This is a genomic window from Dickeya oryzae, from assembly GCF_020406815.2.
Lineage (GTDB): Bacteria > Pseudomonadota > Gammaproteobacteria > Enterobacterales > Enterobacteriaceae > Dickeya > Dickeya oryzae.
The window spans coordinates 3,729,637-3,755,173 of the sequence record NZ_CP162670.1 but is presented as its reverse complement, the minus strand read 5'-3'; the positions used below and the strand labels follow the sequence as shown (position 1 = coordinate 3,755,173).

At 55.2% G+C, this 25,537-nt stretch carries 25 protein-coding genes; 5 read left to right on the top strand and 20 right to left on the bottom strand.

The genetic code is table 11. The annotated features are described in order from the left end of the window. Window positions 1–14: 14 nt before the first annotated feature. Complete coding sequence (gene fumA / locus LF929_RS16450) at window positions 15–1,658, bottom strand: class I fumarate hydratase FumA (protein ID WP_210175241.1); 1,644 nt, start codon at window positions 1,656–1,658, stop codon at window positions 15–17. Between the two features lie 416 nt (window positions 1,659–2,074). Further along, a complete protein-coding gene (locus tag LF929_RS16445) occupies window positions 2,075–2,941 on the bottom strand; it encodes a LysR family transcriptional regulator (RefSeq protein ID WP_038903460.1) in 867 nt (288 codons plus the stop codon). 105 nt (window positions 2,942–3,046) lie between these two features. Here LF929_RS16445 and LF929_RS16440 point away from each other — a divergent pair, with 105 nt between their 5' ends. Next, complete coding sequence (locus LF929_RS16440; protein ID WP_050570768.1) at window positions 3,047–3,511, top strand: multidrug/biocide efflux PACE transporter; 465 nt, start codon at window positions 3,047–3,049, stop codon at window positions 3,509–3,511. Between the two features lie 58 nt (window positions 3,512–3,569). Here LF929_RS16440 and LF929_RS16435 read toward each other — a convergent pair whose 3' ends face one another. Then, window positions 3,570–4,256 (bottom strand): DNA-3-methyladenine glycosylase, encoded by a 687-nt coding sequence (locus LF929_RS16435; RefSeq protein WP_226093001.1) that lies wholly within the window; start codon window positions 4,254–4,256, stop codon window positions 3,570–3,572. 475 nt (window positions 4,257–4,731) lie between these two features. Between LF929_RS16435 and alkB the strand changes: the two genes are divergently transcribed. After that, complete coding sequence (alkB, locus tag LF929_RS16430; RefSeq protein WP_038907175.1) at window positions 4,732–5,385, top strand: DNA oxidative demethylase AlkB; 654 nt, start codon at window positions 4,732–4,734, stop codon at window positions 5,383–5,385. 44 nt (window positions 5,386–5,429) lie between these two features. Here the strand turns inward: alkB and LF929_RS16425 are convergent, their stop codons facing one another. The 6 genes from LF929_RS16425 to LF929_RS16400 form a co-directional block, all read right to left on the bottom strand. Next, entirely contained in the window at window positions 5,430–7,001 is a 1,572-nt protein-coding gene (locus tag LF929_RS16425; protein ID WP_038903463.1) for an FAD-dependent oxidoreductase, read from the bottom strand. A gap of 62 nt (window positions 7,002–7,063) precedes the next feature. Further along, window positions 7,064–7,408: an FMN-binding protein gene (locus LF929_RS16420; protein ID WP_016942264.1), complete on the bottom strand. Its 345-nt coding sequence runs from the start codon at window positions 7,406–7,408 to the stop codon at window positions 7,064–7,066. 56 nt (window positions 7,409–7,464) lie between these two features. Continuing rightward, the gene (locus tag LF929_RS16415) at window positions 7,465–8,844 is read right to left on the bottom strand and encodes an MFS transporter (RefSeq protein ID WP_226093000.1); all 1,380 of its coding nucleotides are present in this window, start codon (window positions 8,842–8,844) and stop codon (window positions 7,465–7,467) included. A 2-nt stretch (window positions 8,845–8,846) separates the two neighbouring features. Further along, the gene (nrfD, locus tag LF929_RS16410) at window positions 8,847–9,803 is read right to left on the bottom strand and encodes a cytochrome c nitrite reductase subunit NrfD (RefSeq protein WP_226092999.1); all 957 of its coding nucleotides are present in this window, start codon (window positions 9,801–9,803) and stop codon (window positions 8,847–8,849) included. Beyond that, complete coding sequence (locus LF929_RS16405) at window positions 9,796–10,494, bottom strand: 4Fe-4S dicluster domain-containing protein (RefSeq protein ID WP_038907180.1); 699 nt, start codon at window positions 10,492–10,494, stop codon at window positions 9,796–9,798. The genes nrfD and LF929_RS16405 overlap by 8 nt, the downstream gene beginning before the upstream one ends. A 670-nt stretch (window positions 10,495–11,164) precedes the next feature. Then, window positions 11,165–12,139: an alpha/beta hydrolase gene (locus LF929_RS16400; protein WP_226092998.1), complete on the bottom strand. Its 975-nt coding sequence runs from the start codon at window positions 12,137–12,139 to the stop codon at window positions 11,165–11,167. 208 nt (window positions 12,140–12,347) lie between these two features. Between LF929_RS16400 and LF929_RS16395 the strand changes: the two genes are divergently transcribed. Next, a complete protein-coding gene (locus LF929_RS16395) occupies window positions 12,348–13,250 on the top strand; it encodes a LysR family transcriptional regulator (protein WP_019844417.1) in 903 nt (300 codons plus the stop codon). A gap of 45 nt (window positions 13,251–13,295) precedes the next feature. Here the strand turns inward: LF929_RS16395 and LF929_RS16390 are convergent, their stop codons facing one another. The 7 genes from LF929_RS16390 to LF929_RS16360 all read right to left on the bottom strand — a co-directional run bounded on the left by LF929_RS16390 (window position 13,296) and on the right by LF929_RS16360 (window position 20,485). After that, window positions 13,296–14,282 carry a LacI family DNA-binding transcriptional regulator gene (locus tag LF929_RS16390; RefSeq protein WP_226092997.1) on the bottom strand — a complete coding sequence of 329 codons (987 nt, stop codon included), beginning with the start codon at window positions 14,280–14,282 and terminating at the stop codon, window positions 13,296–13,298. After that, window positions 14,275–15,042, bottom strand: a complete 768-nt coding sequence (locus tag LF929_RS16385; RefSeq protein ID WP_038907182.1) for an MBL fold metallo-hydrolase — start codon at window positions 15,040–15,042, stop codon at window positions 14,275–14,277. Before LF929_RS16385 ends, LF929_RS16390 begins: the two co-directional genes overlap by 8 nt. After that, window positions 15,032–16,102 (bottom strand): ABC transporter ATP-binding protein, encoded by a 1,071-nt coding sequence (locus tag LF929_RS16380; RefSeq protein ID WP_038903469.1) that lies wholly within the window; start codon window positions 16,100–16,102, stop codon window positions 15,032–15,034. Before LF929_RS16380 ends, LF929_RS16385 begins: the two co-directional genes overlap by 11 nt. Window positions 16,103–16,111: 9 nt before the next feature. Continuing rightward, a complete protein-coding gene (locus LF929_RS16375) occupies window positions 16,112–16,939 on the bottom strand; it encodes a carbohydrate ABC transporter permease (RefSeq protein WP_210175231.1) in 828 nt (275 codons plus the stop codon). Then, window positions 16,936–17,808 carry a carbohydrate ABC transporter permease gene (locus LF929_RS16370; protein WP_016942253.1) on the bottom strand — a complete coding sequence of 291 codons (873 nt, stop codon included), beginning with the start codon at window positions 17,806–17,808 and terminating at the stop codon, window positions 16,936–16,938. The genes LF929_RS16375 and LF929_RS16370 overlap by 4 nt, the downstream gene beginning before the upstream one ends. 73 nt (window positions 17,809–17,881) lie before the next feature. After that, on the bottom strand, window positions 17,882–19,147 hold the full coding sequence (locus tag LF929_RS16365) for an ABC transporter substrate-binding protein (protein WP_050570724.1): 1,266 nt from the start codon (window positions 19,145–19,147) through the stop codon (window positions 17,882–17,884). A gap of 144 nt (window positions 19,148–19,291) precedes the next feature. Then, window positions 19,292–20,485: a multidrug efflux MFS transporter gene (locus tag LF929_RS16360; protein ID WP_038903471.1), complete on the bottom strand. Its 1,194-nt coding sequence runs from the start codon at window positions 20,483–20,485 to the stop codon at window positions 19,292–19,294. A gap of 334 nt (window positions 20,486–20,819) precedes the next feature. Here LF929_RS16360 and azuC point away from each other — a divergent pair, with 334 nt between their 5' ends. Then, entirely contained in the window at window positions 20,820–20,903 is an 84-nt protein-coding gene (azuC, locus tag LF929_RS16355; RefSeq protein ID WP_146214194.1) for a stress response protein AzuC, read from the top strand. A gap of 91 nt (window positions 20,904–20,994) precedes the next feature. On the opposite strand, the gene LF929_RS16350 is transcribed toward azuC, so the two are convergent. Continuing rightward, window positions 20,995–22,080 carry a tartrate dehydrogenase gene (locus tag LF929_RS16350; RefSeq protein ID WP_226092996.1) on the bottom strand — a complete coding sequence of 362 codons (1,086 nt, stop codon included), beginning with the start codon at window positions 22,078–22,080 and terminating at the stop codon, window positions 20,995–20,997. A 120-nt stretch (window positions 22,081–22,200) separates the two neighbouring features. Between LF929_RS16350 and LF929_RS16345 the strand changes: the two genes are divergently transcribed. Then, window positions 22,201–23,160 (top strand): LysR family transcriptional regulator, encoded by a 960-nt coding sequence (locus LF929_RS16345; protein WP_226092995.1) that lies wholly within the window; start codon window positions 22,201–22,203, stop codon window positions 23,158–23,160. Here LF929_RS16345 and queF read toward each other — a convergent pair. Genes queF through LF929_RS16330 form a run of 3 tightly spaced genes read right to left on the bottom strand, consistent with a single transcriptional unit; the run spans window position 23,135 to window position 25,467 of the window. After that, window positions 23,135–23,977 (bottom strand): NADPH-dependent 7-cyano-7-deazaguanine reductase QueF, encoded by an 843-nt coding sequence (gene queF / locus LF929_RS16340; protein ID WP_019844407.1) that lies wholly within the window; start codon window positions 23,975–23,977, stop codon window positions 23,135–23,137. The two genes, LF929_RS16345 and queF, sit on opposite strands and share 26 nt — an antisense overlap. Before the next feature lie 5 nt (window positions 23,978–23,982). Continuing rightward, entirely contained in the window at window positions 23,983–24,852 is an 870-nt protein-coding gene (locus LF929_RS16335; RefSeq protein WP_038903476.1) for a queuosine precursor transporter, read from the bottom strand. After that, window positions 24,853–25,467: a helix-turn-helix transcriptional regulator gene (locus LF929_RS16330; RefSeq protein ID WP_038903478.1), complete on the bottom strand. Its 615-nt coding sequence runs from the start codon at window positions 25,465–25,467 to the stop codon at window positions 24,853–24,855. Between the last annotated feature and the right edge of the window lie 70 nt (window positions 25,468–25,537).

Genomic DNA, 25,537 nt, shown 5'->3' with positions numbered 1-25,537 from the left:
GGCTTAACGAGTCATCAGCCGCAGCGGGTGCATTTCTGTGACTGGATCACCTGGAAGAAGTCGTTGCCCTTGTCATCCACCAGAATGAAGGCCGGGAAGTCTTCCACTTCGATTTTCCAGATAGCTTCCATACCCAGTTCCGGGTATTCCACACACTCCAGACTCTTGATGCTGTTCTGCGCCAGAATCGCGGCCGGGCCGCCAATGCTGCCGAGATAGAAGCCACCGTGTTTATGACACGCGTCGGTGACCTGCTGGCTGCGGTTGCCTTTGGCCAGCATGATCATGCTGCCGCCGTGGGATTGCAGCAAATCAACATAAGAGTCCATACGGCCAGCGGTCGTCGGGCCGAGTGAACCAGACGCGTAGCCTTCTGGCGTCTTGGCCGGGCCTGCGTAGTAGATCGGGTGATCTTTCACGTATTGCGGCAGTTCACCGCCGTTGTCCAGCAGTTCCTTCAGCTTGGCGTGCGCAATGTCGCGCGCCACGATGATGGTGCCGTTCAGCGACAGGCGAGTGGAAACCGGGTATTGCGACAGCGTTTTGAGGATATCTGCCATCGGGCGGTTCAGATCGATACGCACCACTTCACCTTCGCCAGCCTGACGCAGGTGTTCCGGAATGTATTTACCGGGATTGGTTTCCAACTGTTCCAGCCAGATACCCTGACGGTTGATTTTGGCTTTGATGTTACGGTCCGCCGAGCAGGACACGCCCATCCCCACCGGGCAGGATGCACCGTGACGCGGCAGACGGATCACCCGCACATCGTGCGCGAAGTATTTGCCGCCGAACTGGGCACCGAGCCCCAGATTACGGGCTTCTTCCAGCAGTTCCTGCTCCAGTGCTACATCACGGAACGCCTGACCGTGTTCGTTACCCTCGGTCGGTAATTCATCGTAGTAGCGGGTGGAGGCCAGTTTCACGGTTTTCAGGTTGGTTTCCGCAGAGGTGCCGCCGATGACAAAGGCAATGTGGTACGGCGGGCAAGCCGCGGTACCCAGCGTACGCATTTTTTCCACCAGATAGTTTTTCAGTTTACCCGGTGACAGCAGCGCTTTGGTTTCCTGATACAGATAAGTTTTGTTGGCGGAACCGCCGCCTTTGGTGACGAACAGGAATTTATACTCATCACCTTCCGTGCTGTAGAGGTCTATCTGTGCTGGCAGGTTGGTGCCGGTGTTGACCTCTTTGTACATATCCAGCGCCGCATTCTGGGAGTAGCGCAGGTTGTCTTCGATAAAGGTGTTGTATACACCGCGCGACAGTGCTTCAGCGTCGTTGCCGTTGGTCCACACACGCTGGCCTTTTTTGCCAACGATAATAGCAGTACCGGTATCCTGACAGGTCGGCAGGATGCCTTTGGCGGCGATTTCGGAGTTACGCAGGAACTGCAAGGCGACATAACGGTCGTTTTCGCTGGCCTCCGGGTCGTGCAGAATATCGGCGACCTGCTGCTGGTGGGAAGGACGCAGCAGGAAAGAGGCGTCGTGAAATGCCTGCTGTGCCAGCAAGGTCAGCCCCTGCGGGGCAACTTTAAGAATATCCTGGCCTTCAAACTGGCTAACGGAAACAAAGTCGCTGCTGATCAAACGGTATTCGGTTTTATCTTTCGCTAATGGAAACGGATCTTGGTAATAAAACGGTTTATTCGACATTTTCTTCTCACTTGCAGCCGCATAATTGAGTGATTTATCGGGTCTTATTTCCGCCTAAGGCTTTTGTGCCGGTCTTATTGTTGTGTCCGTCGTCTTTGGCACGACGACAAAAGCAATAAACGTGGTTGATATTCCTTAACTTGCGCCAGTTGTGCGCCTATTGAGGGATACCACCTCACATACTATGGCTTTATGGCGGGGAGTACCACGCTGACAAGTCACATTATTTTTATCTTCGTCATGTTTTCGTCGAAAATATATCGCTGGCAGAAACAGGATGTTGATATTGATAATCATGACGTTACGGATGTCATATTAAGTCATTTATTTAAGTTAATTAAGTGCAATGTGGCTGGGTGATGAATACCCATTGAATAAATAAGGGTACACATCGCACTGACAGTATGTTGATTGTATTATTCGCGCTGTTCGAGCAAGGTATCGATAAGCCATAATCCCGCCGGACCGGGGGGCGAGGGGCGGGACCAGGCGATATCCACTTCAATTTGCCGCGGCCAGCCTGGCAGCGATAGCTCCACCAACTGATTCTGCGCGTATTCCTTGACCAGCCAGCGCGGCAGGGTGCTCCAGCCAAATCCTTGTTGCGCCATCTCCAACAGCATCAGGTACGACGGCGTTGACCAACTGGCGCTTTCCGTTTGTGGGCGCTCTCGCTGGCTGTATGTATGCAGACATAACTGACGCACCGTAGCGAGTTGTTCCTGCGTTACCTGGGGCTGCTGCGCCAGCGGATGCGTGCGGGCGACATACACCGCCATTTCGGTTTTCACCTGCAACCGGGATACCGCAATGTCGATAGGATAATGTGCCTGCGCCTGTAACACGCCAACATGGGCGCGTTGAGATTGCAGCAGTTCCACCACGTCTTCGTCTTCTGCAATCAGGCATTCGAATTCCACGTCGGGAAACCGCACGGCGAAGCGTTGCAGTATCGGGTGATAGTAACGGCACTGCCAGGTGTCCGATAACACGAAGGTGAGCCGTGGCTCGACTTTATCTGCCAGCCGGATTGACAGTTCATCCAGTGCTTCGCTGGCGGCCAGAATCGCTTTCACATGACTGAGCACCTTACGTCCTTCATCCGTCAGCACTGGCTGATGACCACGTCTGTCGAACAGCTGCAATCCCAGGTCGGCTTCCAGATTCGCCACCGCCGTACTGACGGTGGACTGGCTTTTTTGCAGGTGGCGTGCCGCGGCGGAAAACGAGCCGGTATTCACGGTGGCGATGAACGCCAGCAGTGATTCAGGAGAATAACGCATCGCTACCTCTATCGGTTTTTTAGATGGATTCTAATTTATCACTATTGGTTATTTCGATGAAAATAGCAATCCGTTAGCGCCACCGCGCGATCAGTAGGGGGAATTATGCAACAGAATACTCAGCAAACAGGACATCATCCGTCAAAATCCTGGCGTGAACGGATAGTGCATGCCGTGGGTTTTGAAGTGATGGCGTTATTGATTTGCTCGCCGATAGGGGCGTGGGTACTGGAGCGATCCATCCTACAGGTCGGGGTGCTCTCCATCATGCTGTCCAGCGTGGCAATGGTCTGGAACGTGGTGTACAACAGCGTGTTTGATCGCCTGTGGCCGGTCAGCCGCGTGAGGCGTGGTGTATGGGTGCGCGCAGGGCATGCGCTGGGCTTTGAAGGTGGTTTTATCCTGTTTGGTTTGCCGCTGGCCGCCTGGATGCTGAATATTACGTTGTGGCAGGCACTGATGGTGGAAATCGGCTTCTTCCTGTTTTTCCTGCCGTACACCATGGCCTACAACTGGCTGTACGACCTGCTGCGTGAGCGTCTGCTAACCCCAGCGGTACAGGGACGCTAGTCGGCACCCGAGGCAGGAGAGTGAGTGCTTGCTTCACTCTCCTGCCTCGGGCTTGTTTTCATTCGTCGGTCGACTGACGCAGTGACGCCCGGTATTCGGCGTAATCCGGCATGTGAGGAATGCGCCACAGATACCAGGCTGCCAGTGTGCGATAGGGGCGACAAGGCTCGCTCATCTCCAGCATCGCTTTGCGCGTGGGGTTTTGTGGCAGGCGATACAGGTAACGAAACCCCTGTTTGATGCCGAGATCGTCCACCGGCATGATATCCATCCGCTCCAGTGTGGAGATCAACAGCATTTCTACCGTCCAGCGGCCGATGCCTTTCAAAGTGCAAAGGCGCTCGATCAGTGTGTCGTCATCCAGATGTTCGGCTGCCGTTCTGGCGGGTACCAATCCACTCAGTACGCCCTGCGCAATACCTTTTACCGTATCGATTTTACGGGCGGAAAAACCGCACTGGCGTAACACCTCGGGTTCGCACACCACCAGTTGTTCAGCGGATGGAAAACCGCCGTCTCCCACATCAAAACGGTGCTGTAGCTTGCCGATGATCGCGGCGGCGGCACGGTTGCTGAGTTGCTGGCTGGAGACCGCCCGGATCAGCGCTTCGTAAGGTTCCCGTGCCGGTCGGCTTTCAAAGCGGATATGACCGACGCCCTCTATCAAGCGCGCCCAGTGCACATCAATGGCGGACAAATGGGCAAGAGCCTGAGGTTCGTTGAACGGGAGGGGTGATGGCGTCATAGGGTGGCATCCTTATGGTTGGTGCTGTAGACAAACAGCTTTGTTGTGTTATGACAGACAAATTTATGCCAGAACAGTGGAAAGTTTCGTGCGTGATAGCATCGGTTGTTTCTTTGCGGCGTCATCGCACGCCCGACAAGGAGAGGTTCGACGCCACCTCTCCTTGACCACTGGCTGAAGGCTAAACGGTGCCGCTTCGCGGTCCCTTCGGCGTTCGCCTTCGCTGTTCGGGCCGCCCGTGACGCTCTCCCGGAGCGGCACGGGCTTTCGCCGCGTCCGTGCGGCTCACCCGGCGAAGTCGCTCACCTCAGCACAGTTTTTGACGCTATAAAACGCTATTGCCTGTAAATAAAGGGTTTTTCAGCAATATGTTTTTTCTGTTTTAGATAATTATTGTGTTTCCTAAAACAAGAAGGGCAAGCTGTCCATTGACCTTGTATACTCAATTATACTGGTTATTTGAACAGGTTTACGCATGAATTTTGAACTGTTTGCCGATGAGCCGCCGGAGCGCCGGAATGAAACGCTGGCACCCGGTGCGGTGGTGTTGCGAGGTTTTGCCTGGCCACAGGCCGATGCGTTGCTGGCTGCTCTCAAGACCGTGACGCAACGAGCGCCGTTTCGGCACCTGGTGACGCCGGGCGGGTATACCATGTCGGTGGCGATGAGTAATTGCGGGCCACTGGGTTGGGTGAGCGACGAGCAGGGTTACCGCTACAGCGCGCAGGACCCGCTCAGCGGTCAGCCCTGGCCTGCTATGCCGACCTGTTTCTTGCAATTGTCTCAGGCCGCGGCGCGCGAGGCGGGATATCACGACTTTGCGCCCGATGCCTGCCTGATTAACCGCTACGCCGTTGGTGCCAAACTGTCGTTGCATCAGGATAAAGACGAGCTGGACTTACGCCAGCCGATTGTGTCCGTATCGTTAGGGTTGAGCGCGGTGTTTTTGTTCGGTGGTATGAAACGCAGCGACCCTTGCCAGCGGCTGACGTTGATGCACGGTGATGTGGTGGTATGGGGGGGCCCGTCCCGATTGTGTTACCACGCTATTTTGCCGCTAAAACGTGGGCCGTTGCCGATGGGAATGTCCGATGAGGTGCGCCTGAATCTGACGTTTCGCTGCGTATGAGTGTCCCCCACGCAGTGAGGGACACTTGCCATGACGTTGTATGATTACTTCGCAGAGAAGTGCATGTACTCCAGCGCGTTTTCACCCGCCATACGACCTGAGTTGAGGGCAAAACCGAACGTCCCGCCGCCCAACAGCAAATCATAAGTGTCGCCGTACATACCGGCGGCATCGTTGCCGGTCACGTACAGGCCCGGTACCGCACTGCCGTTCGGGCTGACTGCTTCCATTTTCTCGTTAATTTTCACACCACCGAGCGTACCGAGTGCTGCTGGCATCATCTTCACGGCATAGAACGGGCCGGTTTTCACCGGACGCAGATAGTCCATGCTCTTATTGAAGATGTCGTCGCGTTTCTGGGTGGCATAGCGGTTGTTGTCTTCAATGGTGCGTTTCAGCACGGCCGGGTCGATGGCCATTTGTTTGGCCAGGTCGTCGATACTGTTGCTTTTGAAGACAAAACCGCGGTTTTTCTGGAGTTCTTTGGCAAACTCGTCATCAAATTTCACCAGTTTGGTATTGGCGATAACCCATTCGCCGATCGGCACATCAATACCGTCGTTGACCACGTGCTTGCGGGTTTCCTCGTCGAAGACGGAGTACATAACGCCACCTGCTTTCGCCAGCGCGTTACCGGCGTGCGGCCAAATGATAACGATGGACTCATCAGTGAAGCGGCGTCCGGTTTTGTCTACCCACAGGTAAGGCTGGCGAGCGGCGGCCAGCATCTGGGAGTTAGGGGCATACTCCGGCAGACCGGGGCGGTAAGACTGCACCACGCCCATGCCTTCTTCTTTGGCACCCGCCTTCCACGCCATTTTGATGCCGTCACCGTCTTTACCGATGTTGCCGACCATGATGGTGTCGGGCATGGCGACGTATTTTTGCAGCATCTCTTTGTTGTTGGCGTAACCACCGGTGGCGACGATCACCGCTTTGGTGTCGATCTGGAACGGTTTACCGTCGCTGCCTTCAGCGATCACGCCGGTAATTTTGCCGTCCTTCATCACCAGGTCTTTACCGGCGGTTTTCACCAGTGTGGTGACCTTCATGTTCTTAAACTGCTCATGGAAGGTTTTGATCAGGTAACGGCCGTGGCCGGGGCCATCGATAACGTGCCAGGTCAGCATCCCGCCCGGCCCGCCGGGGCCGATGTATTCAAACTTGATGCCTTTGGATTTCACCCACTCGATGGTGTCGGCGGAGCGGTTGACGAAGGTACGCACCACATACGGGTTGGCCATCCAGTGGCTGTATTCCATGATGGTCTTAAAGGCCATATCTGGCGTGACTACGATCCCTTGGCGTTTTTGCATCGAACTGTTGGCCGCGAAGATACCTTCCGCGAAATTGCCGGTGCCGCCGACGGCGGGCTGTTTTTCCAGCAACACGACGCTAGCGCCTTTCTCGGCGGCCGCCATAGTAGCGGCAGTACCGGCGGCACCCGCACCAATCACCACCACATCCGCGCTTTTCGGGATGTCGACCGATTTGGCCGGTTCAGCGTTTTTCGCCGGTTCTGCCGCTGGCTCGGGTTGCCCTGATGCCTGAGCAGACGTGATTCCCAGCACCGAGAGGCACAAAGCCGCAAGGAGTTTTTTTCGGTATTGAACCATATTATTTTCCTTTTATTTTACGCGTGGAATGACGCGCCAAAGACTGGCGCATCGTCCGGTATTCAGTTCGCCTTGGCTTTGGCGTAAGCCGCCTGCGAGGCGTCATGCACCGCGCCGCTGGTCATGGTGGCGCCGGAAACCCCGTCGACATTGATGGTCTTTTTCTCGGTCATGGTTTTTGCCAGCTCTTTGGCCGCTTCACCGCCGACTTCCGGGGTTTCGTCTGGGGCATCGATAGTGGCTTTTTGCACGACGCCTTTGGCATCGATATCCAGAGTGACGGTGACGTCACCACCGATACCTTGTCCGGTCGCTGAGTAGGTACCGGCTTTAAATTGGTCTTCAGCTACGGCCACGCCAGCTACCAACAACAGGCAACCCAATAATGTGATGGAACTTTTTTTCATAACGAACATTCACTCTGTATGGTTAATATCATCAATAAACGGGAACCCGCGCCGGGCTAAGGGGCCAGCAGCGTTTTCCCTTCTTCGTGGCTGAGATGGCGAAACAACAGGCAACTCAGCGGTAATCCGGTGCCGAGCAGTAACAACAGCAGGCTGAAATGGTTGATGTTCAGTAGTGGTTCCCATTGGGAAAACAGCCGCAACGCCGGGAAGGTCAGCGCCATGCTGAGCATGACGGCAATCAACTGACTGAGGATCATGATGTTATTGCCGCTGTTGTAGGTGTCGCTGCACAGGTGGCAGCAGGCCAGCGTGCTTTCCGCCGAGTGCAATAACGCGGTCATCAGGCCGATAGCGACAGCGCAGACACCGATCACCGGCAGTAAACGGTGCTGGATAGCGAGGCCGAGCAGCAGCACCAGTGCTGAGGCCAGCAGCGTGCCGTACATCAGCACATTGCGGTAACCCAGCCAGCGAATCAGCGGTTCGAACAGCAGCTTGGCCAGCAGCGCGCCGATGGAAAACAGCAACATGATGAGACCAGCGGTCGCGGGCGGCAGCCCGAGCGAGGTCTGAACCACCAGAGATATCACCACCGGCAGCGAGGCCAGCAGTAAGCGGGTAAGCACGCCACCCCATACCCCGACATAAAAAGAACGGATGCTGAACAGGGACACCGGCAGCAGGGCTTCGCGCCCCGGCAGGTCACTGCGCAGGTAAAATAACGTGCAAAGGGTACAGGCCAGACCCAACAGCACGATGACTGGCAGCGACAGCAGGTGCCGCGGTGCCGCGGCCAGCAGCAGGGTCACCGTCAGCAGAATGCCGACCAGCGGCAGCAGGTTACGCATCGACACCCGGCAGGCGCTGACGCGGATGCCGCTATCCGTCGGCAGGATGCGCCATGCCAGCCACAGGCATAGCAGCGCCAGGGGAACTGGCGCGAGAAAAATAGCCCGCCAGGATAACCCGTCGGTCAGCAGGCTACCCAACAGCGGGCCAGTCAGGGTGCCGAACATGCCGAGCAGGGTCATGCGATTCAGGAATGACAACCGGGTATCGGCGGGGGTGTATCGCAGCACTTGTGTGCGGATCACCGGCAACAGTAACGCGCCACCGGTTCCCTGAATAAATCGCCCCAAACCCAGTTGAAATGCGGAGTCGGCATGAAAGCACAGCAGCGCGCCGCCGGTGAAGATGGTCAGGGCGGCGAGACACGTACGCCGCTCTCCCAGATGCTGGCTCAGCCAACTGTTAATCGGGGTAAAGGCCACGACGGTGATGACGTAAGCCATGACGATTGGCTCCATACGCAAGACAGGCTGGTGCAGCGCACGGGCTATCGCCGGTACGGCGACGTACAGCATGGTGGTGTCCAGCGATTGCATGAAGAACGCCGCCGAGGCCAGCCAGAAGAGTGCGCGTGGGCCGTTCATGGTCAGGCTACCGTCATCTGACCGGCGTACAGCACGAATAACCGCAGCAGGAACACGCCTAGTAGCGTCAGGCCGGCGGTAAAGCGTGGCAGAAATGCGATACGGCGTTGTATCGCAGGCAAGCCACCTGCTACCAGCGGCACCAACATACCGATGCCGATAATACCGATCCAGAACACCCCGCCCCAGAATCCGCTCAACGCTACCTGTGCCGCGACTGATTTCTGCCCACCGCCCAACATCAGGCCGATAAAAAAGGCGAACAGCAGAAACAGTTCGACCAGCGCGATCGGCTTTTCCAGTTTGTGCAGCAGATGCAGGGTGTGCGGGCAGTATTGCTGGCTGCTCGCCGAGGCACCGACCATCATCAGTACCGCGACGCCGGAGGTGACACCTGATACCAGAAACAGCACCGGCAGTACCGGGTTGTTCAGCAGTGGAAAGGATTTCAATGCTGAGAGCAGAAAGCCGGTATAGCAACCGAGCAGCAACGCCAGCACCAGCAAGACATTTTCTACCGGACGCAGGTAACGAGTCACCCAGGCGATAACCCGATTGAGCACCGCGTGCAGTGCGCCCGGCAACCGGCGTTCACTCCAGGCCAGCAGCGGTTGGCGGTACAGGCTGGCAATCCACAGGAACATCACCAGCATGTACACCTGAAACAGCATCACTCCCAACGACATGATGGAATGGGGATTATAGAAAACCATCAAATACCAGAAGGTGATGGGGCGGGCGAGGTGAAAAATCAGGATCACCAGCCCGATGATGACCGACAACGGCGCGATGATCGCTGTGGCGGCTATCAATGGGTTTGCCTGTTGGTTTTCTGCGGGCAGATAGCGGCGAAACAGTAACGTCAACACCATCATTCCCGAGGAGATCCCCACCAGCAGCAGGTAAACGGCGATGGGCCAGTCCCATACCAGCGAAGGAAAGTGAAAGGCGTTATGCATGATCGCTTTCTCCGTATTTACCCGGTATGCGGTAAAGGTTAGGGCCGGTACCCAGGTAGACTTTGCTGCGGTAGATAGGGTTGCTTTTGATCATTTTCGAAATATCGCTGTCCGGATCGTTGAGATCGCCAAACACCAGCGCTTTGGTCGGGCAAATTTCGACGCAGGCCGGTTTCTTGCCTGCCGCCAGATTGGTTTCCCGACAGAAATTGCATTTATCTGCGGTGTTGGTTACCGGGTTGATAAAACGCACGTGGTATGGGCAGGCGGCGATGCAGTAGCGACAACCGACACAGCGTTTGTCGTTAACATCGACAATGCCGGTCAGCGCATCTTTGAATGAGGCCCCGGTCGGGCAGACAGACACACAAGGCGGGTTATCGCAGTGCTGGCAGGACTGACGGAAGAACTGTTTAATGGGTTTAGTGGTATCGGTGGCGGGGATATCGACGGTTTGTATGATATTCAGCCGGGTGACGCCCTCCGGCACCTGATTGGTTTTACGGCAGGCGGTCATACAGGCTTTGCAGCCGATACAGCGCAGCTCGTTGTGCAAAATGCCGTATTTAAGCGGTCGCACCCCAGAGGACGGTAGTGCCGTTTCCTGTGCGGCCACTGGCAGGCCACTGCCGGAAACGGCCAGTGCGCTGCCCATAATGGCAATAAAACGGCGTCGGGTATAATTTTCCATAAAATAACCTTTCAGAAAGCAAATGTCGGTTTGCAGCCATTACGCTCTGCGCTGCAATAAATCATTTTTTATTTTCTTTTCACTGGGCACGAATACACGCAGTGAATAACAACAATGCTCGTGCTTTAGAAATAAGCCGGTATTTGAATGAAATGTGTGTCAGGAAATAAAACATCTTGATGGAAATAATTGGAGCATGTGCACCTGGCGGGATATGTGTCACGCTTCACATTTAATTTTTTGTATATCCGGATAAAAATAATTGCAAAATACGATAACTGGCGCGGTTCCTGTTATTATTGTCGTGAGTTTCATTGTTAATGTTATTTTTATTGTTTGTTTTTGTTATCAACGTGTCTTTTTTGACTTGTGCGGAAAACTATCTCTTTAGTCAAAATGAATGAAAGTGATGTAGCGCAATAATTCATTCGCGCGGTACGTTATTTGTTTCGGCACATAAATAAAAAGCGCCTCTGACGAGGCGCTTTAGCGGAATGATTTTCATACCCGTCATACTTCAAGTTGCAGGTGTGTTGGCTGCGTTCGCTCACCCGAATCACTTACCTGAGTAAGCTCATCGGGATTCACTCTCTTGCCGCCTTCCTGCAACTCGAATTATTTTGGGTATAGCTCATTAATGACCTTCTGCCAATTAATGGCTATCAGCCGATTATGGCTTCAACTGGCGGTCCAGAAACTGAATCACTTTCTGCATGATTTCTGGTTGTACCCAGTAAATGCCGCCATGCTCCGCGCCTTTCACCACGTAATAGGTGCTGTTGATGCCGTGGGCTATCAGCGCCTTGTGCAGCATTTCGGTCTGGTGGGGAGAAACCACCGTATCGGCGCTACCGTGCATAATTAAAAAAGGCGGCGTGTTCTTGCTGATATAGTTGATCGGGTTGGCGGCAGCCGTTCTTTCCGGGAAGCGGGTAATCGGTCCACCGTCATTGAATACGGAAGTGCCGTTGACCCAGATAGCTTCGGTCGAGGACGGTGAGGCGTGTTTTTGTACCACTGCATCCGGGAAGCCCTCACCGACGCGGGTCAGATCCGACAGGCCATAGAAGTCGATAACTGCTTGTACCTGGCTGCTTTGGTCAAGGTGTTCCCCACGGTCAAATTGCTTGTCGCCGTTGCTGGTACCGGCGAATGCAGCCAGATAGCCACCGGCTGAGGCACCGAACACGGCCACATGATTCGTATCAATGCCGAATTTGCTCGCATTGGCGCGCAGATAGCGAATGGCGGATTTCACGTCCTCCAGCGGGGCGGGGAACAGTACGGTGGGTGCCACGCGGTACTCCATGCTGGCGACCACGTAACCCGCTTCCGCCATTTTCAGCCGTTGCTGGATATAGTTGTCTTTATTGGCGTTGATGAAGCCGCCGCCGGTGATGAACAGCACGGCGGGTTGCGGTGACCTGGCTTCCGGCTGGAGGATATCCATTTTCAACGCGACGTTAGCATAGCCGCGCATCGGCACCTGCGCGTAAACCACGTCGGAAATCAGTTTAACCGACGGTTGACGCGGGGTCAGCGTCAGTTCATGTGTGTTGTCTGCTGCCATCGTATGGGGAACCTGAGCGGCTGCGGTAATAATAATGGAAGATAACAGTATCATTTTGAGGGGTGGCGTACGCATGAATTATTCCTTAAAAAATTATTTTATGAACATTGTTTTTTTCTGATCATTGCTTTTGAATCAATATGCAAGCAGACGGATGAGCATGAGGTACAGTCAGGGTGCAGGCTAACATGGTGATGATTAATACAATTGTGCTTAATCTCACATTAGTATTTTAACAAATTCATATAATTAATATTCGATAAGGTTATAAATAAAAATAATCATGATAAGTATCAAGCGAGCACTTTATTACCATGAGTTGGTCCGCAAAGGGAGTTTTACCCGTGCCGCCAAATCTCTCAATATCTCTCAGGCCTTTCTTTCTCAGGAAATATCCCGACTGGAACAGGAGTTAGAACGAAAACTGATTAATCGCACCACCCGCCAGTTTGCGTTAACGCCATTTGGCGAGGCGTTTGATGAAAAAATCAAACCACTGATTCGCGAGTATTACGACGTAGAACAATTTGTGCAGTCATACGAAGAAAGTCAGGATGGTGCCCTGATGGTCGGGGTGATTCCTATCTTCAACCGGCTGAAATACTACGATGTCTTTACGTCATTTCAGAAGCAGCACCCAAATATCGAGTTATCGTTTATTGATGGCGTCAGCAGCGACTTGCTGGAAAAGGTCAGAAATGCTGAGATTCATGTGTCGCTCTCCACGCCATTCGATGATTACTTACAGGATCCGCTGTTTAATCACACCATCTTTCTGGATGACAATCTGGTGGCGGTGATGGCAGCCGATCACCCGCTGGCAGGGCAAGACAGCCTGACGCTGGAGCAACTGGCGCAGGAGCGGCCGATTGTGCCGCAAAAAGGTACCGGCGAGCATGCGGCGGTGTCGGCAGCGTTCAATCGTGCCGGGCTGGAGGAGACCTGCTTTCGTGAGTGCAGCAATCTCGACATCATTATGGATCTGGTGATGCACCACGGCGGCGTTGTCTTTCTGTGCACCTCGGTGGCGGGGAGCCTGAAGGGGTACGATATCGCTATTCGCCCGGTCGCTACGCCGATCATCCGTACGTTTGCTGTCAGCTATCTCAAGCGTAGCGCGGGCATTCCGATGGTGCGCCGTTTTCTGGATTTCATGGAACGCCATCACCCGACGCTACGTGGGTAACGGCTGGCTTATCCGTTATCGGGCGCGATGAGCGCCCGAGCGGGTTTAGCGCACGACCAGGGTGGGAGCAATACGAACGGTGTCACCGTGTTGTGCCTCACCGCGTAACACCTGTTGCAGATGGCGTATCACGTGCTCCACCAGCAACTCAACCGGCTGACGCACCGTGGTCAACCGGTAGCCTTCCCAGGCGGCCTGCGGGGTGTCGTCGCAGCCGATCACTTTACAGTTCGCGCCACCGTTGAGCCGCAGGGCGTCCAGCGCGCCAAAAGCCAGCGCATCGCAGGCGCAGAACACGCCTTCCACCGAGGGGTATTGTTGCTGTAACTGGCACATGGCGCGGTAGCCACTGTGGTAGGCGTAATCCGGGTTATCGGCGACGATCGGTTCAGGCAGGCCACGGCTGAGCAGGCGCTGGCGAAAGCCCACCAGTCGCTCCAGCGAGGCTTGTCCATCATGACGACCGGCAATGTAGGCCAGCCGGGTCAGCCCCTGTGACATCAGGTGATCAGCCGCCAGTTCACCGGCCAGCCGGTTATCAGACAGCACGGCGGTGACGGTTTCACGCTTATCTTCACGTCCCATCAGTACCATCGGCAGCGACAGTTCCAGACAACGTTCGGTGGTTTCTTGCGATAGGCTACCGGCAGAAATAATCGCCGCTTCCACCTGCCACGACAACGCCTGTTGCAGTCGGGCGCGGATGTCGCAGTGTTCGGTGACGCTGACCAGCATCGGCACCAGCCCATGTTGTTGCAGCGCCTGCGTTAGCAGATTAAACAACCAGGGCTGGAACGGGTTATCGAATTCCCCCATTACTACCGCCACGATGCCGGAACCCTGCCGCCCGGAATTGACCAGCGCACGAGCCAGTGCGTTGGGGCGATAGCCCAGTTCATCGGCGGCTGCCAGTACCCGTGAGCGGGTTGCCTGGCTGACTTTTCCCGGTGCGGAGTAGGTGCGCGACACCGCTGAAGGAGAAACGCCCGCGCTACGGGCAACATCAATCGAGGTGATGCGCTTCTTATTCATGTCCAGAACCTCTGATGATGTGCCAGTGGCCGTCATGACAGCGCGCGAGGTCGCCCTGTTCGGGGAGAAAAATAGCGGACGAGGCGGCGATAGCCTGTTGCAGTGCCGCTTTTTGCGACTGTTGCACATGGTACAGCCCCAGTTGCGCACCCGGTTTACGCGCCAGCGTCTGCACCTGCGGCCAGTTGCCGTGCCAGGCGTTGCCGGTTGCCTGCGGTGAAAAACATTCCACCAGCGCCAGGTCCGCCTGCGCCAGCAGTGTGGCCGCGGCGGGCGTCAACTGACCGTCACCGCTGTAGAACAATGACCCCTGCTTAGCGCTCAGATACAACGCCCGGTTAGGTATCGAGTGTCGGGTCGGTGCGGTCTGGCAATGCCATGGTCCCAGTTCGCTCAGGCTTTCACTATCCTGCCAGTGAAGGGTAAACAGTGGTCGACCGGCGGGCCAAAAGGCGAAATCCGCCAGACGCTGTAACTGCGGGAGTTGCTGACGCGGAGCGATGACCGTGAGCGGTGCGGTACGCCCGCAAGATTCGCACCAGTTAAGCCAGGTCGTCAGGCCGAGGACATGGTCGGGATGGACGTGGGTAATATAGATGGCGTTGAGGTCGTCCGGTGCGGTCTGGCGTTGCCACAGTGCCTGCGGAACCGTCGGACCGCAATCCACCAGCAACTGAAACCCGTTTTCGCTGACCCGTATCGCGGCGTTAACCCGTTGGCTGTCGTAGGCTTCACCGCTGCCAAGAATATCAAGCTCCATGCACAGTCTCCTGTTTCCCGGTATGCGCGGGTGAGGGTAAACGCTGTCCATCAATATCAAACCAGTGGCAGCGTTCCGCTACCACCTGCAACGCCAGCTCCTGACCGATACGCGCTGCGCTACGGCTTTCCACCACCAGTTTGATGCCAGGTTCATGGATGATGTGGCCGTGCAGGTGATATTGCGCCCCCAGGTTTTCCACCAGATCCACCTGAAAGGTTGGAATACTGCTGGTTATCTCAAAGGCGTCCGGGCGAACGCCGAGGGTCACCGCGCGTTCGTCGCGCGCCAGTCGTTGCAGCCACGGCGATAATGTTTGACCGGACGACAGCTGAAAAAAGTTCATTTCCGGTGTGCCGATAAACCCGGCGACAAAGGTCGTAGCGGGCTGGTGATACAGCTCTTCCGGTGTGCCGATCTGCGCGATACGTCCTTCGTGCAATACCACGATGCGATCGGCCAGCGTCATCGCCTCGACCTGGTCGTGGGTGACGTAAATCATGGTGGCGGCTAACTGCTGGTGCAGGGCTTTTAACTGCACCCGGGTATGGGTGCGCAGTTTCGCGTCCAGATTAGATAGCGGTTCGTCGAACAAAAACAGGCGCGGTTTACGCACGATGGCACGACCAATCGCCACCCGTTGACGTTGCCCACCGGAAAGCGCACCGGGTTTACGCGCCAGTAGCGGTGTGAGTTGTAGCATCTCTGCGACCTGTGCCACTTTCTCGGCAATCACAGGGCGTCGTTCACCGGCCATCTTGAGCGCGAAGCCCATGTTTTCCGCCACGGTCATGTGCGGGTACAGCGCATAAGATTGAAATACCATCGCCATTTCCCGCAGGCCAGGCGGCTGGCGCGAGATATCGTCGTCACCCAGCAGAATCTGGCCGCTGTCTTGTTCTTCCAGCCCGGCGATGGTCCGCAATAGGGTTGATTTGCCACAGCCGGATGGGCCGACGAACACCACCAATTCCCCCTGCCGGATATGCAGGTCGATGCCGTGCAGCACCGTCTGGCGACCGTAGTGCTTGGTGACCTGATGTAATCGTAATTCACTCATCCGCGAATCCTATTTCTGGCTGACGGCAAAGCCGCGCAGCAAATAACGTTGAACAAAGCCCGCCACCAGCAACACCGGCAGCGAAGACAGCAACCCGATGCTCATCAGTTCTCCCCAGTAGATCTGGTTTTCAGTCATGAAGTTGGCGATAAATAGCGGCAGCGTGAATTGCTGTGGGGTTTGCAGGTACAGCAAGGCGAACAGAAATTCGTTCCACGCCATGATCAGGGTGAAGATCGCCGTAGCGACCAGACCGGGAGCACACACCGGCAGCACGATGTAACGCAGCCGTCGCCACAGCCCGGCACCGTCCATCGCGGCGGCTTCTTCCAGCGACAGCGGCACATCGCGGATAAAACTGAGCAGCATCCAGATACAAAACGGCAGGGTGTAGACCTGATACGCCAGCATCAACCCGGCCAGACTGTTGAGCAGGTGCAGTGATTTGAGCAACGAATACAGCGGGATGGCCACCACCATCGGCGGCATCATTTTGATCAACAGCACCAGCAGCAGGAACAGGCTATCCAGCCGTGCCGCAAAGCGGTGGCGTGCCAGCGTATAGGCAGCCATAAAACCGGTTATCAGCGATAACGCGGTGGCACCCGCCGCGACCCAGAGGGTATTAAGCAGCCGTGCGCCAACGCCATTATCCAGCAGGCTCTTGAGGTGAGTGAGCGTCCACTGTTGCGGCCAGAACGGGCTGGAAAGGCTGGAGAATTCCGCGGTGGACTTAAACGCCGCTGCCACCATCCACAGGATCGGTAAGGTGAAAAACAGCAACGCGATAGCCAGCGCCAGGGCACGTAGTGCTGTCAGCCAGTAGGGGAGTCTCATGCGCTTTTCCCTCCACGCAGTAACTGCCAGGCGTAGACCAGGCTCATGGCTGCGGCGAATAGCAGCATAATGACTGCCCCCGCGCTGGCGAGTCCCAGATTAAAAAACTTGAAGCCTTGCTGATAGATGTACAGCGACAGGGTTTCGGTCGCATAACCGGGGCCGCCGCCGGTCAGGGCGTACACTTTGTCGAACAGCTTGAAGGTGTCGATGGAGCGCAGCAGCAGCGCCAGCATCAGCGGCTGGCGGATAAGTGGCAGCGTGACGTACCACAGCCGTTTCCAGCCATTGGCTCCGTCGCTTTGCGCCGCTTCCAGTACGTCTTTGGGGATGCCCTGTAATCCGGCAAGAATGATAAGGCAAGCCATCGGCGTCCACTGCCAGATATCCACCAGCATCAGCGACCACAGCGCCAGATGCGGGCTGGATAGCCACGGTTGCGGCATCAGCCCCAACGCGGTCAGGCAATTATTCAGCAGACCAAAATCGTAATGAAACCACACGCGCCAGATGGCTGAGCACACCAGCGTGGAGATCATCATTGGGTAAATCAGCAGGCTCAACACCCACTGGCGACCGGGAAAATGGCGGTATAGCAATAACGCCAACACCAGTCCCAGCAGCACCTGTAACAGCGAACTGCCGACTGAAAACAGCAGGGTGTTTTTCAGGCTGGTGGTGAAGAACCAGTCGTCGAACAACTGGCGGTAGTTCTCCAACCCGACCCAACTGCGGCTGGCGGCGGCATAATCGACCTTGCTGAAGGAGTAAAGCAGCATCTGGCCGATGGGGTAGAGCGTCAGCAGTAGCAGCAGCGTGGCGGCGGGCAGGAGCAGCAGCCAGCGTTGCCAGCGGGAGTCAAAATGCATGGGGTGTCCTTGCGTGGGCGGACCGTGGCCCGCCCGAAAACAGTCATGTTGATGCGTGTTATTTCAGTACGTATTACTTCAGGACTTGTGCGATCTTTTGATTAGCCTGTTCTAACGCGACCTTCGCTGGCATTTGATCCATCAGCGCCAGTTGCAGGTAGTCGCCGAGGATGCTTTCCACTTCCTGCCAGTTGCGGATGCGAGGACGCGCCTTGCCCGCTTCCAGTGCTGCCAACTGTGCCGGATACCAGCGGTATTTCTGCACCACTTGCGCATCCTGATAGACGCTGCGGCGAGTCGGCGGCAGTCCCAGCTCCAGCGCCAGCGCTTTCTGGTTTTCCGCGCTGGTGAGGTAGCTCAGGAATTGCTGCGCCAGTTCGCTGTGCTGGCTGTTTTTGGCAATAGCCATCTGCCAGATACCCAGCATCGGTGATGGGCCGACGTTTTGCCCCGGTGCCGGTTGTAACGTCATTTTGCCGACCACTTTAGATTTGTCAGCGTCGTCCAGTGTTGCCGCCCAGGCTGGCCAGACTTCGATCGCCATCGCCGCTTTACCTTGTTCCATCGCCTGACGGACATCGGCGGCGTTGTACACCTCAACCCCGGTCGGCGCGAAGGCTTTCAGCGCCTTGAGGGTATTGAGCGCCTGAAGTGCTTGCGGCGAGTCCAGCGAGGCTTTGCCGTTGGTGATGACGTTGCCGCCGTAGGCCCACAGCATTGGCATAAAGCCGGACACAATCGGGTTGCCCTTCATGCCACGGAACACCACGCCGGAAACCCCCGGCTCCTGCTGTTGCAGGGTTTTGGCATCGCTTAATACCGCATCCCAGTTGGCAGGTGCTTTGAGCTGGTGTTTATCGAACAGGTCCTGGCGATAAGCAAACATCGCCACGTTACCGACCACCGGCAGGCTGTACGCCGGGCCGCTGTTTTCCGGCACGCGTGAGACATTCAGTACCGCCGGAATAAAATCGCTGCTTTGCAGGCTTTCCGGCAGTGGTTGTAGCCAGCCATTACCGGCGAATTCCGGACTCCAACTGTCGTCCATCAGCATCAGGTCGTAGGATGAGGCGTTTTCCCGCAGGGAAATCACCAGTTTTTCATACAGGTTGGCGTAGGGCAGTTTCAGCAGTTCGATCTGCTTGCCAGGGTGCTGTTGCTGGAAACGGGCCAGCGTACTGTCGAGCGCTTTGCCGTAGACGTCATCGCGTCCGGCGATGACCAGATCAGCGGCCTGCGATGTCATGCTGCATGCCAGACCCACGGCGAGCAACAGACGGGAAAGGGAAGTCTTACTGTGTGAGTGAGTGGTGTTGCCAAACATATCTTTGCCAAACATAGTGAGCGCCTTTTGTCAGGAGTGCATACGTTTGCACAGGCGCTATCTTTGGCGACAAGGATGACAAAAACATGAAAGCAGGATGAACAATCGAAGATCCAGCCGTGGTGAGGGGAAGCCGACGACACGGCTCCCCTGACGAGGTCAGACTTTTTTTGGCAGGCGGGCGAAACTCACCATCAGCTGGATGCCGTTAATCAGCACCAGCAGTGCGGTAACCAGAAAAACCCAACGGTAGCCCAACGTAGCGGAGACCGTGGAACCCAGCAGCGGGCCGACCACGTTGCCCAAATACATACAGGACTGGTTATAACCGAAAATACGTCCGGTGACCTGCTGGCTACTGTATTTGACCAGCAGCGCCTGCACGGCGGGCATCAGCGCACCGTCGGCGAACCCTAACGCGAAACGCAGAATCCCGAGCTGGACAGAGCTTTGCACCGCCGACATCAGGAAAAACAGCAGGGCGCACAGGAATAACGCGACGATCAACACCCGCTGAGAACCGATGCGATCCCCCAGTTTGCCGAGGCGGGGGGCGGACAGCAGCGCCGACACACCCGGTACGGCGGCGATGATGCCGCTGATAAAGGCGATGTTGTCAATGTTAGGCGACAGGTCGCGGATAAACAGCGTCAGAATGGGGCTGATGGAGCCGTTCGCCATCTGAATCATCATGGTAGTGACGCACAGGCTGATAATCAGTAGCGGGTAAGGCAGCGAGGCGAATACGGCCCGGCCGCTGAGCTGCGCTTTTTTACTGACGGTAATCGCGTTTTCGCGGATAGCGAACAGCGTAATCAGAAAACAGATAAACAGCATGGCGGAGGTAATAAAAAACACCATACGCAAACCGATGGTATCGGCCATAAAGCCGCCAAGCAGTGGCCCAATCAAGACCCCGGCGACTTGCCCGGTAGACAGCGTGCCGAGCGCCCAACCGCTGCGGCTGCGCGGTACTTGCGAGGCAATCAGCGCCATGGCGTTAGGAATGTAACCGGAAGTCAGCCCCATCAGTGCGCGCAGCATAAACAGTTGCCAGACGTTGGTCGCCATGCCTTGTAGCCCCATGATCAGCGACATACCAAGCGCGGCACGCAGCAGCATCAGCTTGCGACCTTTGCGGTCGGCCAGGCTGCCCCATAGCGGTGCGACAATGGCTGAAACCAAAAATGCCGAACTGAACACCAGTCCTGACCACAAATTCAAGGCGGTGTGGTCACTGACCCCAAGGTGTTCGATATAGAGCGGCAGAAACGGCAGTATCTGGCTCATTGCCATGCCGGTAAAAAAGCATCCCAGCCAGGCGGCGAAGAGGTTGAGTTTCCAGGTTTCCATAGGGCAGGTTTACATCGTCAGTAAATGGCCGGGGCAAGCGCGCCAGTGCCGCGCTGAATTACGCAGCCCCGTTAGTATGGCTGCTTTTGTCTTAGCCGGGAAATAATTTTATAGATCAAAGAATAATCCAAATCCGGATAGTGAGGTGTTTTTGGTTGCAAAAAAGCGCTGTCATAGAGAAGGAATGAGCAGGCGGCATGACCGGGTTAAGTGGGGAAACTAAAACGTGAGTCTGATTTTTTTGTGATAGCCATCACAAAAGCATTGCGTCCGAATTCAACAAAACGTACAATCTTTTACCAGAAAGTTCACAAATAAGTCGTTAACCAAGGTGATGAACGTGCGTAAATTTCTGAGAAGACTGCTGATCGCTTATGTCAATGCTTACAAAGACATCCCGCCGGGTGCCATGCATTAATTGCCTAAGCAGACCAAGATACTAACAAGAAGGCCGCTATGATAGCGGCCTTCTTGTTCTTCGAGCGGGTTGTTACTGCATGCTGATGCGGTTAGCGGCGCACAGCCTGCGCAATCGCCTCACCCAGTGCTGCGGTATTACCGTTGCCGCCGAGGTCTTTCGTTAACGGTGCGTTGCCCGGGCCTTGCTCCAGCACACGCTCAATAGCGCTGAGCACCGCGGCCCCGGCGTCGTCATGTCCCAGATGCTCCAGCATCATCGCCCCGCACCAGATTTGGCCTATGGGGTTGGCAATGCCTTTACCGGCGATATCCGGCGCTGAGCCATGTACTGGTTCAAACAGGCTGGGGAAGGTGCGTTCCGGGTTGATATTGGCCGAAGGCGCAATCCCGATAGTACCGGTACAGGCAGGGCCAAGGTCGGACAAAATGTCGCCAAACAGATTACTGGCGACCACCACGTCAAACCAGTCCGGGTGTAGCACGAAGTTGGCGGTGAGAATATCAATGTGGTATTTGTCGACTTTCACCTCGGGGTAGCGGGTGCCCATTTCGGCGACGCGGCTGTCCCAGTACGGCATGGTGATAGCGATACCGTTGGATTTGGTGGCGGAGGTCAGGTGCTTTTTCGCCCGCTTCATCGCCAGGTCATAGGCAAATTTGAGGATGCGATCAACGCCAACGCGGGTCATCACCGTTTCCTGAATGACCACCTCGCGCTCGGTTCCGGCGAACATGGTGCCACCGACGCTGGAATACTCGCCTTCGGTATTTTCACGCACGATATAAAAGTCGATATCACCAGGCTCGCGGCCGGCCAGCGGCGCTTTCACTCCCGGCATCAGGCGGCAGGGCCGCAGGTTGACGTACTGATCGAACTCACGGCGGAATAACAGTAGCGATTGCCACAGCGATACATGGTCCGGCACTACGTCCGGCCAGCCTACCGCACCAAAGTAGATGGCATCGAAGCCTTTGAGCAGCGTAAACCAGTTATCCGGCAGCATCTTGCCGTGCTGGAGGTAGTAATCGGCGCTGGCAAAATCAAACCATTCCCACTCTAGCCGGATATTAAACAGCTCTGCAGTACGGGTAAGAACGCGTACCCCTTCCGGCATCACTTCCTTGCCGATGCCGTCGCCGGGGATGACGGCGATACGGTAATGCGGTTGAGACATGGCAACTCCTGAATGTTTTTTTGAACGATTGCACTCGGATAATAGAAAGTGTATTTACTTTGCCTGACGTAAACAATTTCGCTTCCGGTAAAGTCATTGTTGAATAAAAGAGAAGAATAAATGCGCTCAATCGACGATTTGCTGTTCTTTAGCCGCATTGCCGCGCTCGGCAGTTTGACAGCAGTGGCGCGTGAAAGTGGGCTGTCGCTGCCTGCTGTCAGCAAACGCCTGACGCAACTGGAGCAACGTCTGGGGGTGCAATTGATCAGACGTACCACCCGCCGGTTGGATTTGACGCCGGAAGGCCAGCTATACGCCGAAGGCGCGTTGCCGATTCTGCATGAAATCGAGGAGCTGGAAAGTCAGGTACGTCGTAATCAGCTTACGCTGCGTGGGCGATTGACCGTGAATGCCTCGTTCGGTTTTGGGCGACGCCACATCGCGCCGCTGATTTCCGAGTTTGCCCGCCTGCACCCGGAACTGGAAGTGCAGTTGCAGCTCACCAGCCAGCCGCTCAATATGCTGGATGCCGGTGTCGACATTGATATTCGCTTCGGTGCGCCGCCAGACTCCCGACTGGTCGCACATCGGTTGATGGCAAACCCGCGAGTACTGTGTGCCTCACCCGCGTATCTGGCGCGTTGTGGTACACCGAAAACCGTGGCAGACCTTGCCGAGCACAATTGTCTGGTGTTGCGTCAGTATGAGAGCGATTACGGCTTATGGCGTTTTTATCGTGATGGCCACGAGTTTACCCATCGGGCTTTCGGCAATCTTTCTGCCAATGATGGTGAGGTGATCATGCGCTACGCGCTGGACGGACACGGCATTATTTTGCGTTCGTTGTGGGACGTGCGTTCCTGGCTTGGTAACGGGAGGCTGGTGGCGTTATTACCGGATTACATCATGCCGGAGGCGGATATCTACGCGGTTTATCAGCAGCGGCGGCATGTACCTGCACGCATTTCAGCATTTATCGCCTGGCTGAAACAGTATTTACCGCAACGGGAAGAACGCGGGCAGCGCCTCCCCGAAGGTGGAGAGGCGCACGGTATTACTGACGAACCAGACGACCGGTAGTGGCTTCGGTTTCAAAGTCGCTACGGAACGGGTTGATGTCCAGGCCGCCACGACGGGTATAACGGGCGAACACGGTTAGTTTTTCCGGTTGGCAGTAACGTTTGAGGTCATTAAAAATGCGCTCGACACACTGCTCGTGGAATTCATTGTGCTGGCGGAACGAAATCAGATAACGCAGCAGCGCTTCCCGGTCGATTTGTCGGCCTTCGTATTTGATGACCACGCTGCCCCAGTCCGGCTGGTAAGTCACCAGACAGTTAGATTTCAGCAGATTGGAACACAGGGTTTCGGTGACGTGCGGCGCGTTGTCACGTACAGCGTGCTGTAAATAATCAGGATTAAAGCCGTAATCGTTCACTTCAATATCCAGCTCGTCGATGTTGATGCCGGGCAGGGTATCGATCTGTGATGAATAACCGGTCAACCCCGGGTACAGCGTGACCTTAACATCGCCATTGGCGGCAGCGGACAGGTCTTTGATCAGGGTGGCGTGTACTTCACCGATATCCTGAAAACGGGTCTGGTTAAAGCTGTTGAGGTACAGTTTGAACGATTTGGATTCGATCAGGTTTTCCGAACTGGCTGGGATAATGAATTCAGCGATACCCACCAGTGGTTTTCCCTTGCGATTGAGCCACGACAGCTCAAAGGCCGTCCACAGATCGTAGCCGTCAAACGGCAGGGATGAACCGGTCAGGCCTACCAGATCACGGCCACGGGCGCGCGGCAGCGCTTCGAGCAGTGTCGGGTCGTATTTGTCCGGGTAGCTGGAGCGCACCCCCAAATGGGTAATGCTATCGTTTTCTGTAATATGCATATCGCTCAGTTCCTTGCTGGTACGGCATGAATGTATTTTCTGAACAGCCTGCGGGTACCGTAAATCGGGCCGACGCCCAACACCGCATAGACCACTTTAACCAGAAATTGCGACAGAATCATCGTACGGATCACATCAAAACTCAGCACATTATAAAACGCGATGGTGCAGAAAATCACACTGTCGACGGCCGAAGCGGTAACGGTACTGGTGATCACGCGGATAAACAGATAACGCGACTTGGTCATTATCTTGATTTTGTGCAGCACCCAGGCGTTGATGTTTTCGGAAATCAGGTAAGCCAGCGATGAGGCCACCAACACTGACATGATGCTTTCGGTAATACCATTGTACGTTTTTCCTAATTCCCATTCGGGTAAGCTGGGAATGAGGGTGGTGCACCACAGGCTGATGACGAAGAATACGTTGGAGAAAAACGCGACATAAATGGTGCGCCGTGCGAGACGTAACCCATAGAACTCATTGAGAATATCTACCAGTATGAAGGTGAACGGGTAGATAAATATTGCGGTTGGAACCACCATGTTCAGCGAAGGAATAAAAATGGGTTTGGAACCGGCAACATTGGAAAAAATGTAGATAACGCTCAACATGACCGTGATCAGAAGATAGGCATACCAGGAGCGTTCATTTCTGTCGCTGAGATCGTAGGCGGTAGTAATGTCTTTGCCGGCATAGAGTTTTTTATACAATGCATTGAGTTCGTGTCGGCTCAGGTCATCAGAAATTTCGCTATCGACCAGTTCCTTGAGATCCATATGGATCATCTTACCGGTCGACAGCACCATTATATTGGCGGATAACTCACCACTGTGGTTAAACCCCAGCAGCTTGAATTTCTTGTTTGCATCCATTTATATCCTTTCCTCTATGATATATCCCAGCAGGATAGTGTCCTCCGGGCGTCTTTTGTCTGCCACTGCTGCCGGGTCGGGGATGTCGACGAAAAATCCCACATCAGGAGCGTGGTAGAGTATCGGCGTATTTGGCATCAGCGCGGGTGGTCGGCGCAGAAGCAACAACGCGCCGGGATGGAACGCATCACCAATCGGCGACTCCACCTGTACCGCCACCATGTTGGCTTCTTCTCCGAAGAACCAGGTCAATGGATACTGGACCGCTAACTGACCAATCTTGTTCTGCCGAACCGATAGCAGTTGTGACTGCGGGATGATAGGAATCGCCGCCGGGTTTTTGTTACCGTCAAATGAAACGGTCTTGTTCAGCTGTTCCACCTTTTCCAGATCGTAATCTTCAATTTCTTCACAGGAGACGCCGAAGAAATCAGAAATGCGATTGATGGTGGATTGCTGGACCTTGTTGACCCTACCTTCAAGAATTTTGTAGATAGTGGTGCGCGTTACCCCGGTACGATTAGAAAATGAGGCTTTGGTTTCGCCTCGGGTACGCATCAGATATTCAATATTTTTAATGATATTAGTTTTGCGCTGAGCATTCGTTGTTTTCATGGTCATCCCTTCTCAGGTCAGTTCTCAGACGGGTTCATTTTACGATAACGCGTTAGTTTCACCTATCCCT

Coding starts and splice junctions, on each gene's coding strand:
- LF929_RS16350 (WP_226092996.1), bottom strand. CDS start 22,080: ATGTCTCAACCGCATTACCGTATCGCCGTCATCCCCGGCGACGGCATC.
- LF929_RS16390 (WP_226092997.1), bottom strand. CDS start 14,282: ATGAATAAGAAGCGCATCACCTCGATTGATGTTGCCCGTAGCGCGGGC.
- LF929_RS16415 (WP_226093000.1), bottom strand. CDS start 8,844: ATGAACGGCCCACGCGCACTCTTCTGGCTGGCCTCGGCGGCGTTCTTC.
- LF929_RS16400 (WP_226092998.1), bottom strand. CDS start 12,139: ATGCGTACGCCACCCCTCAAAATGATACTGTTATCTTCCATTATTATT.
- LF929_RS16375 (WP_210175231.1), bottom strand. CDS start 16,939: ATGAGACTCCCCTACTGGCTGACAGCACTACGTGCCCTGGCGCTGGCT.
- LF929_RS16420 (WP_016942264.1), bottom strand. CDS start 7,408: ATGAAAAAAAGTTCCATCACATTATTGGGTTGCCTGTTGTTGGTAGCT.
- LF929_RS16440 (WP_050570768.1), top strand. CDS start 3,047: ATGCAACAGAATACTCAGCAAACAGGACATCATCCGTCAAAATCCTGG.
- LF929_RS16380 (WP_038903469.1), bottom strand. CDS start 16,102: ATGAGTGAATTACGATTACATCAGGTCACCAAGCACTACGGTCGCCAG.
- LF929_RS16365 (WP_050570724.1), bottom strand. CDS start 19,147: ATGTTTGGCAAAGATATGTTTGGCAACACCACTCACTCACACAGTAAG.
- azuC (WP_146214194.1), top strand. CDS start 20,820: ATGAACGTGCGTAAATTTCTGAGAAGACTGCTGATCGCTTATGTCAAT.
- LF929_RS16360 (WP_038903471.1), bottom strand. CDS start 20,485: ATGGAAACCTGGAAACTCAACCTCTTCGCCGCCTGGCTGGGATGCTTT.
- LF929_RS16370 (WP_016942253.1), bottom strand. CDS start 17,808: ATGCATTTTGACTCCCGCTGGCAACGCTGGCTGCTGCTCCTGCCCGCC.
- LF929_RS16335 (WP_038903476.1), bottom strand. CDS start 24,852: ATGGATGCAAACAAGAAATTCAAGCTGCTGGGGTTTAACCACAGTGGT.
- LF929_RS16425 (WP_038903463.1), bottom strand. CDS start 7,001: ATGGTTCAATACCGAAAAAAACTCCTTGCGGCTTTGTGCCTCTCGGTG.
- nrfD (WP_226092999.1), bottom strand. CDS start 9,803: ATGCATAACGCCTTTCACTTTCCTTCGCTGGTATGGGACTGGCCCATC.
- LF929_RS16435 (WP_226093001.1), bottom strand. CDS start 4,256: ATGACGCCATCACCCCTCCCGTTCAACGAACCTCAGGCTCTTGCCCAT.
- alkB (WP_038907175.1), top strand. CDS start 4,732: ATGAATTTTGAACTGTTTGCCGATGAGCCGCCGGAGCGCCGGAATGAA.
- LF929_RS16345 (WP_226092995.1), top strand. CDS start 22,201: ATGCGCTCAATCGACGATTTGCTGTTCTTTAGCCGCATTGCCGCGCTC.
- LF929_RS16395 (WP_019844417.1), top strand. CDS start 12,348: ATGATAAGTATCAAGCGAGCACTTTATTACCATGAGTTGGTCCGCAAA.
- LF929_RS16385 (WP_038907182.1), bottom strand. CDS start 15,042: ATGGAGCTTGATATTCTTGGCAGCGGTGAAGCCTACGACAGCCAACGG.
- LF929_RS16405 (WP_038907180.1), bottom strand. CDS start 10,494: ATGGAAAATTATACCCGACGCCGTTTTATTGCCATTATGGGCAGCGCA.
- LF929_RS16445 (WP_038903460.1), bottom strand. CDS start 2,941: ATGCGTTATTCTCCTGAATCACTGCTGGCGTTCATCGCCACCGTGAAT.
- fumA (WP_210175241.1), bottom strand. CDS start 1,658: ATGTCGAATAAACCGTTTTATTACCAAGATCCGTTTCCATTAGCGAAA.
- LF929_RS16330 (WP_038903478.1), bottom strand. CDS start 25,467: ATGAAAACAACGAATGCTCAGCGCAAAACTAATATCATTAAAAATATT.
- queF (WP_019844407.1), bottom strand. CDS start 23,977: ATGCATATTACAGAAAACGATAGCATTACCCATTTGGGGGTGCGCTCC.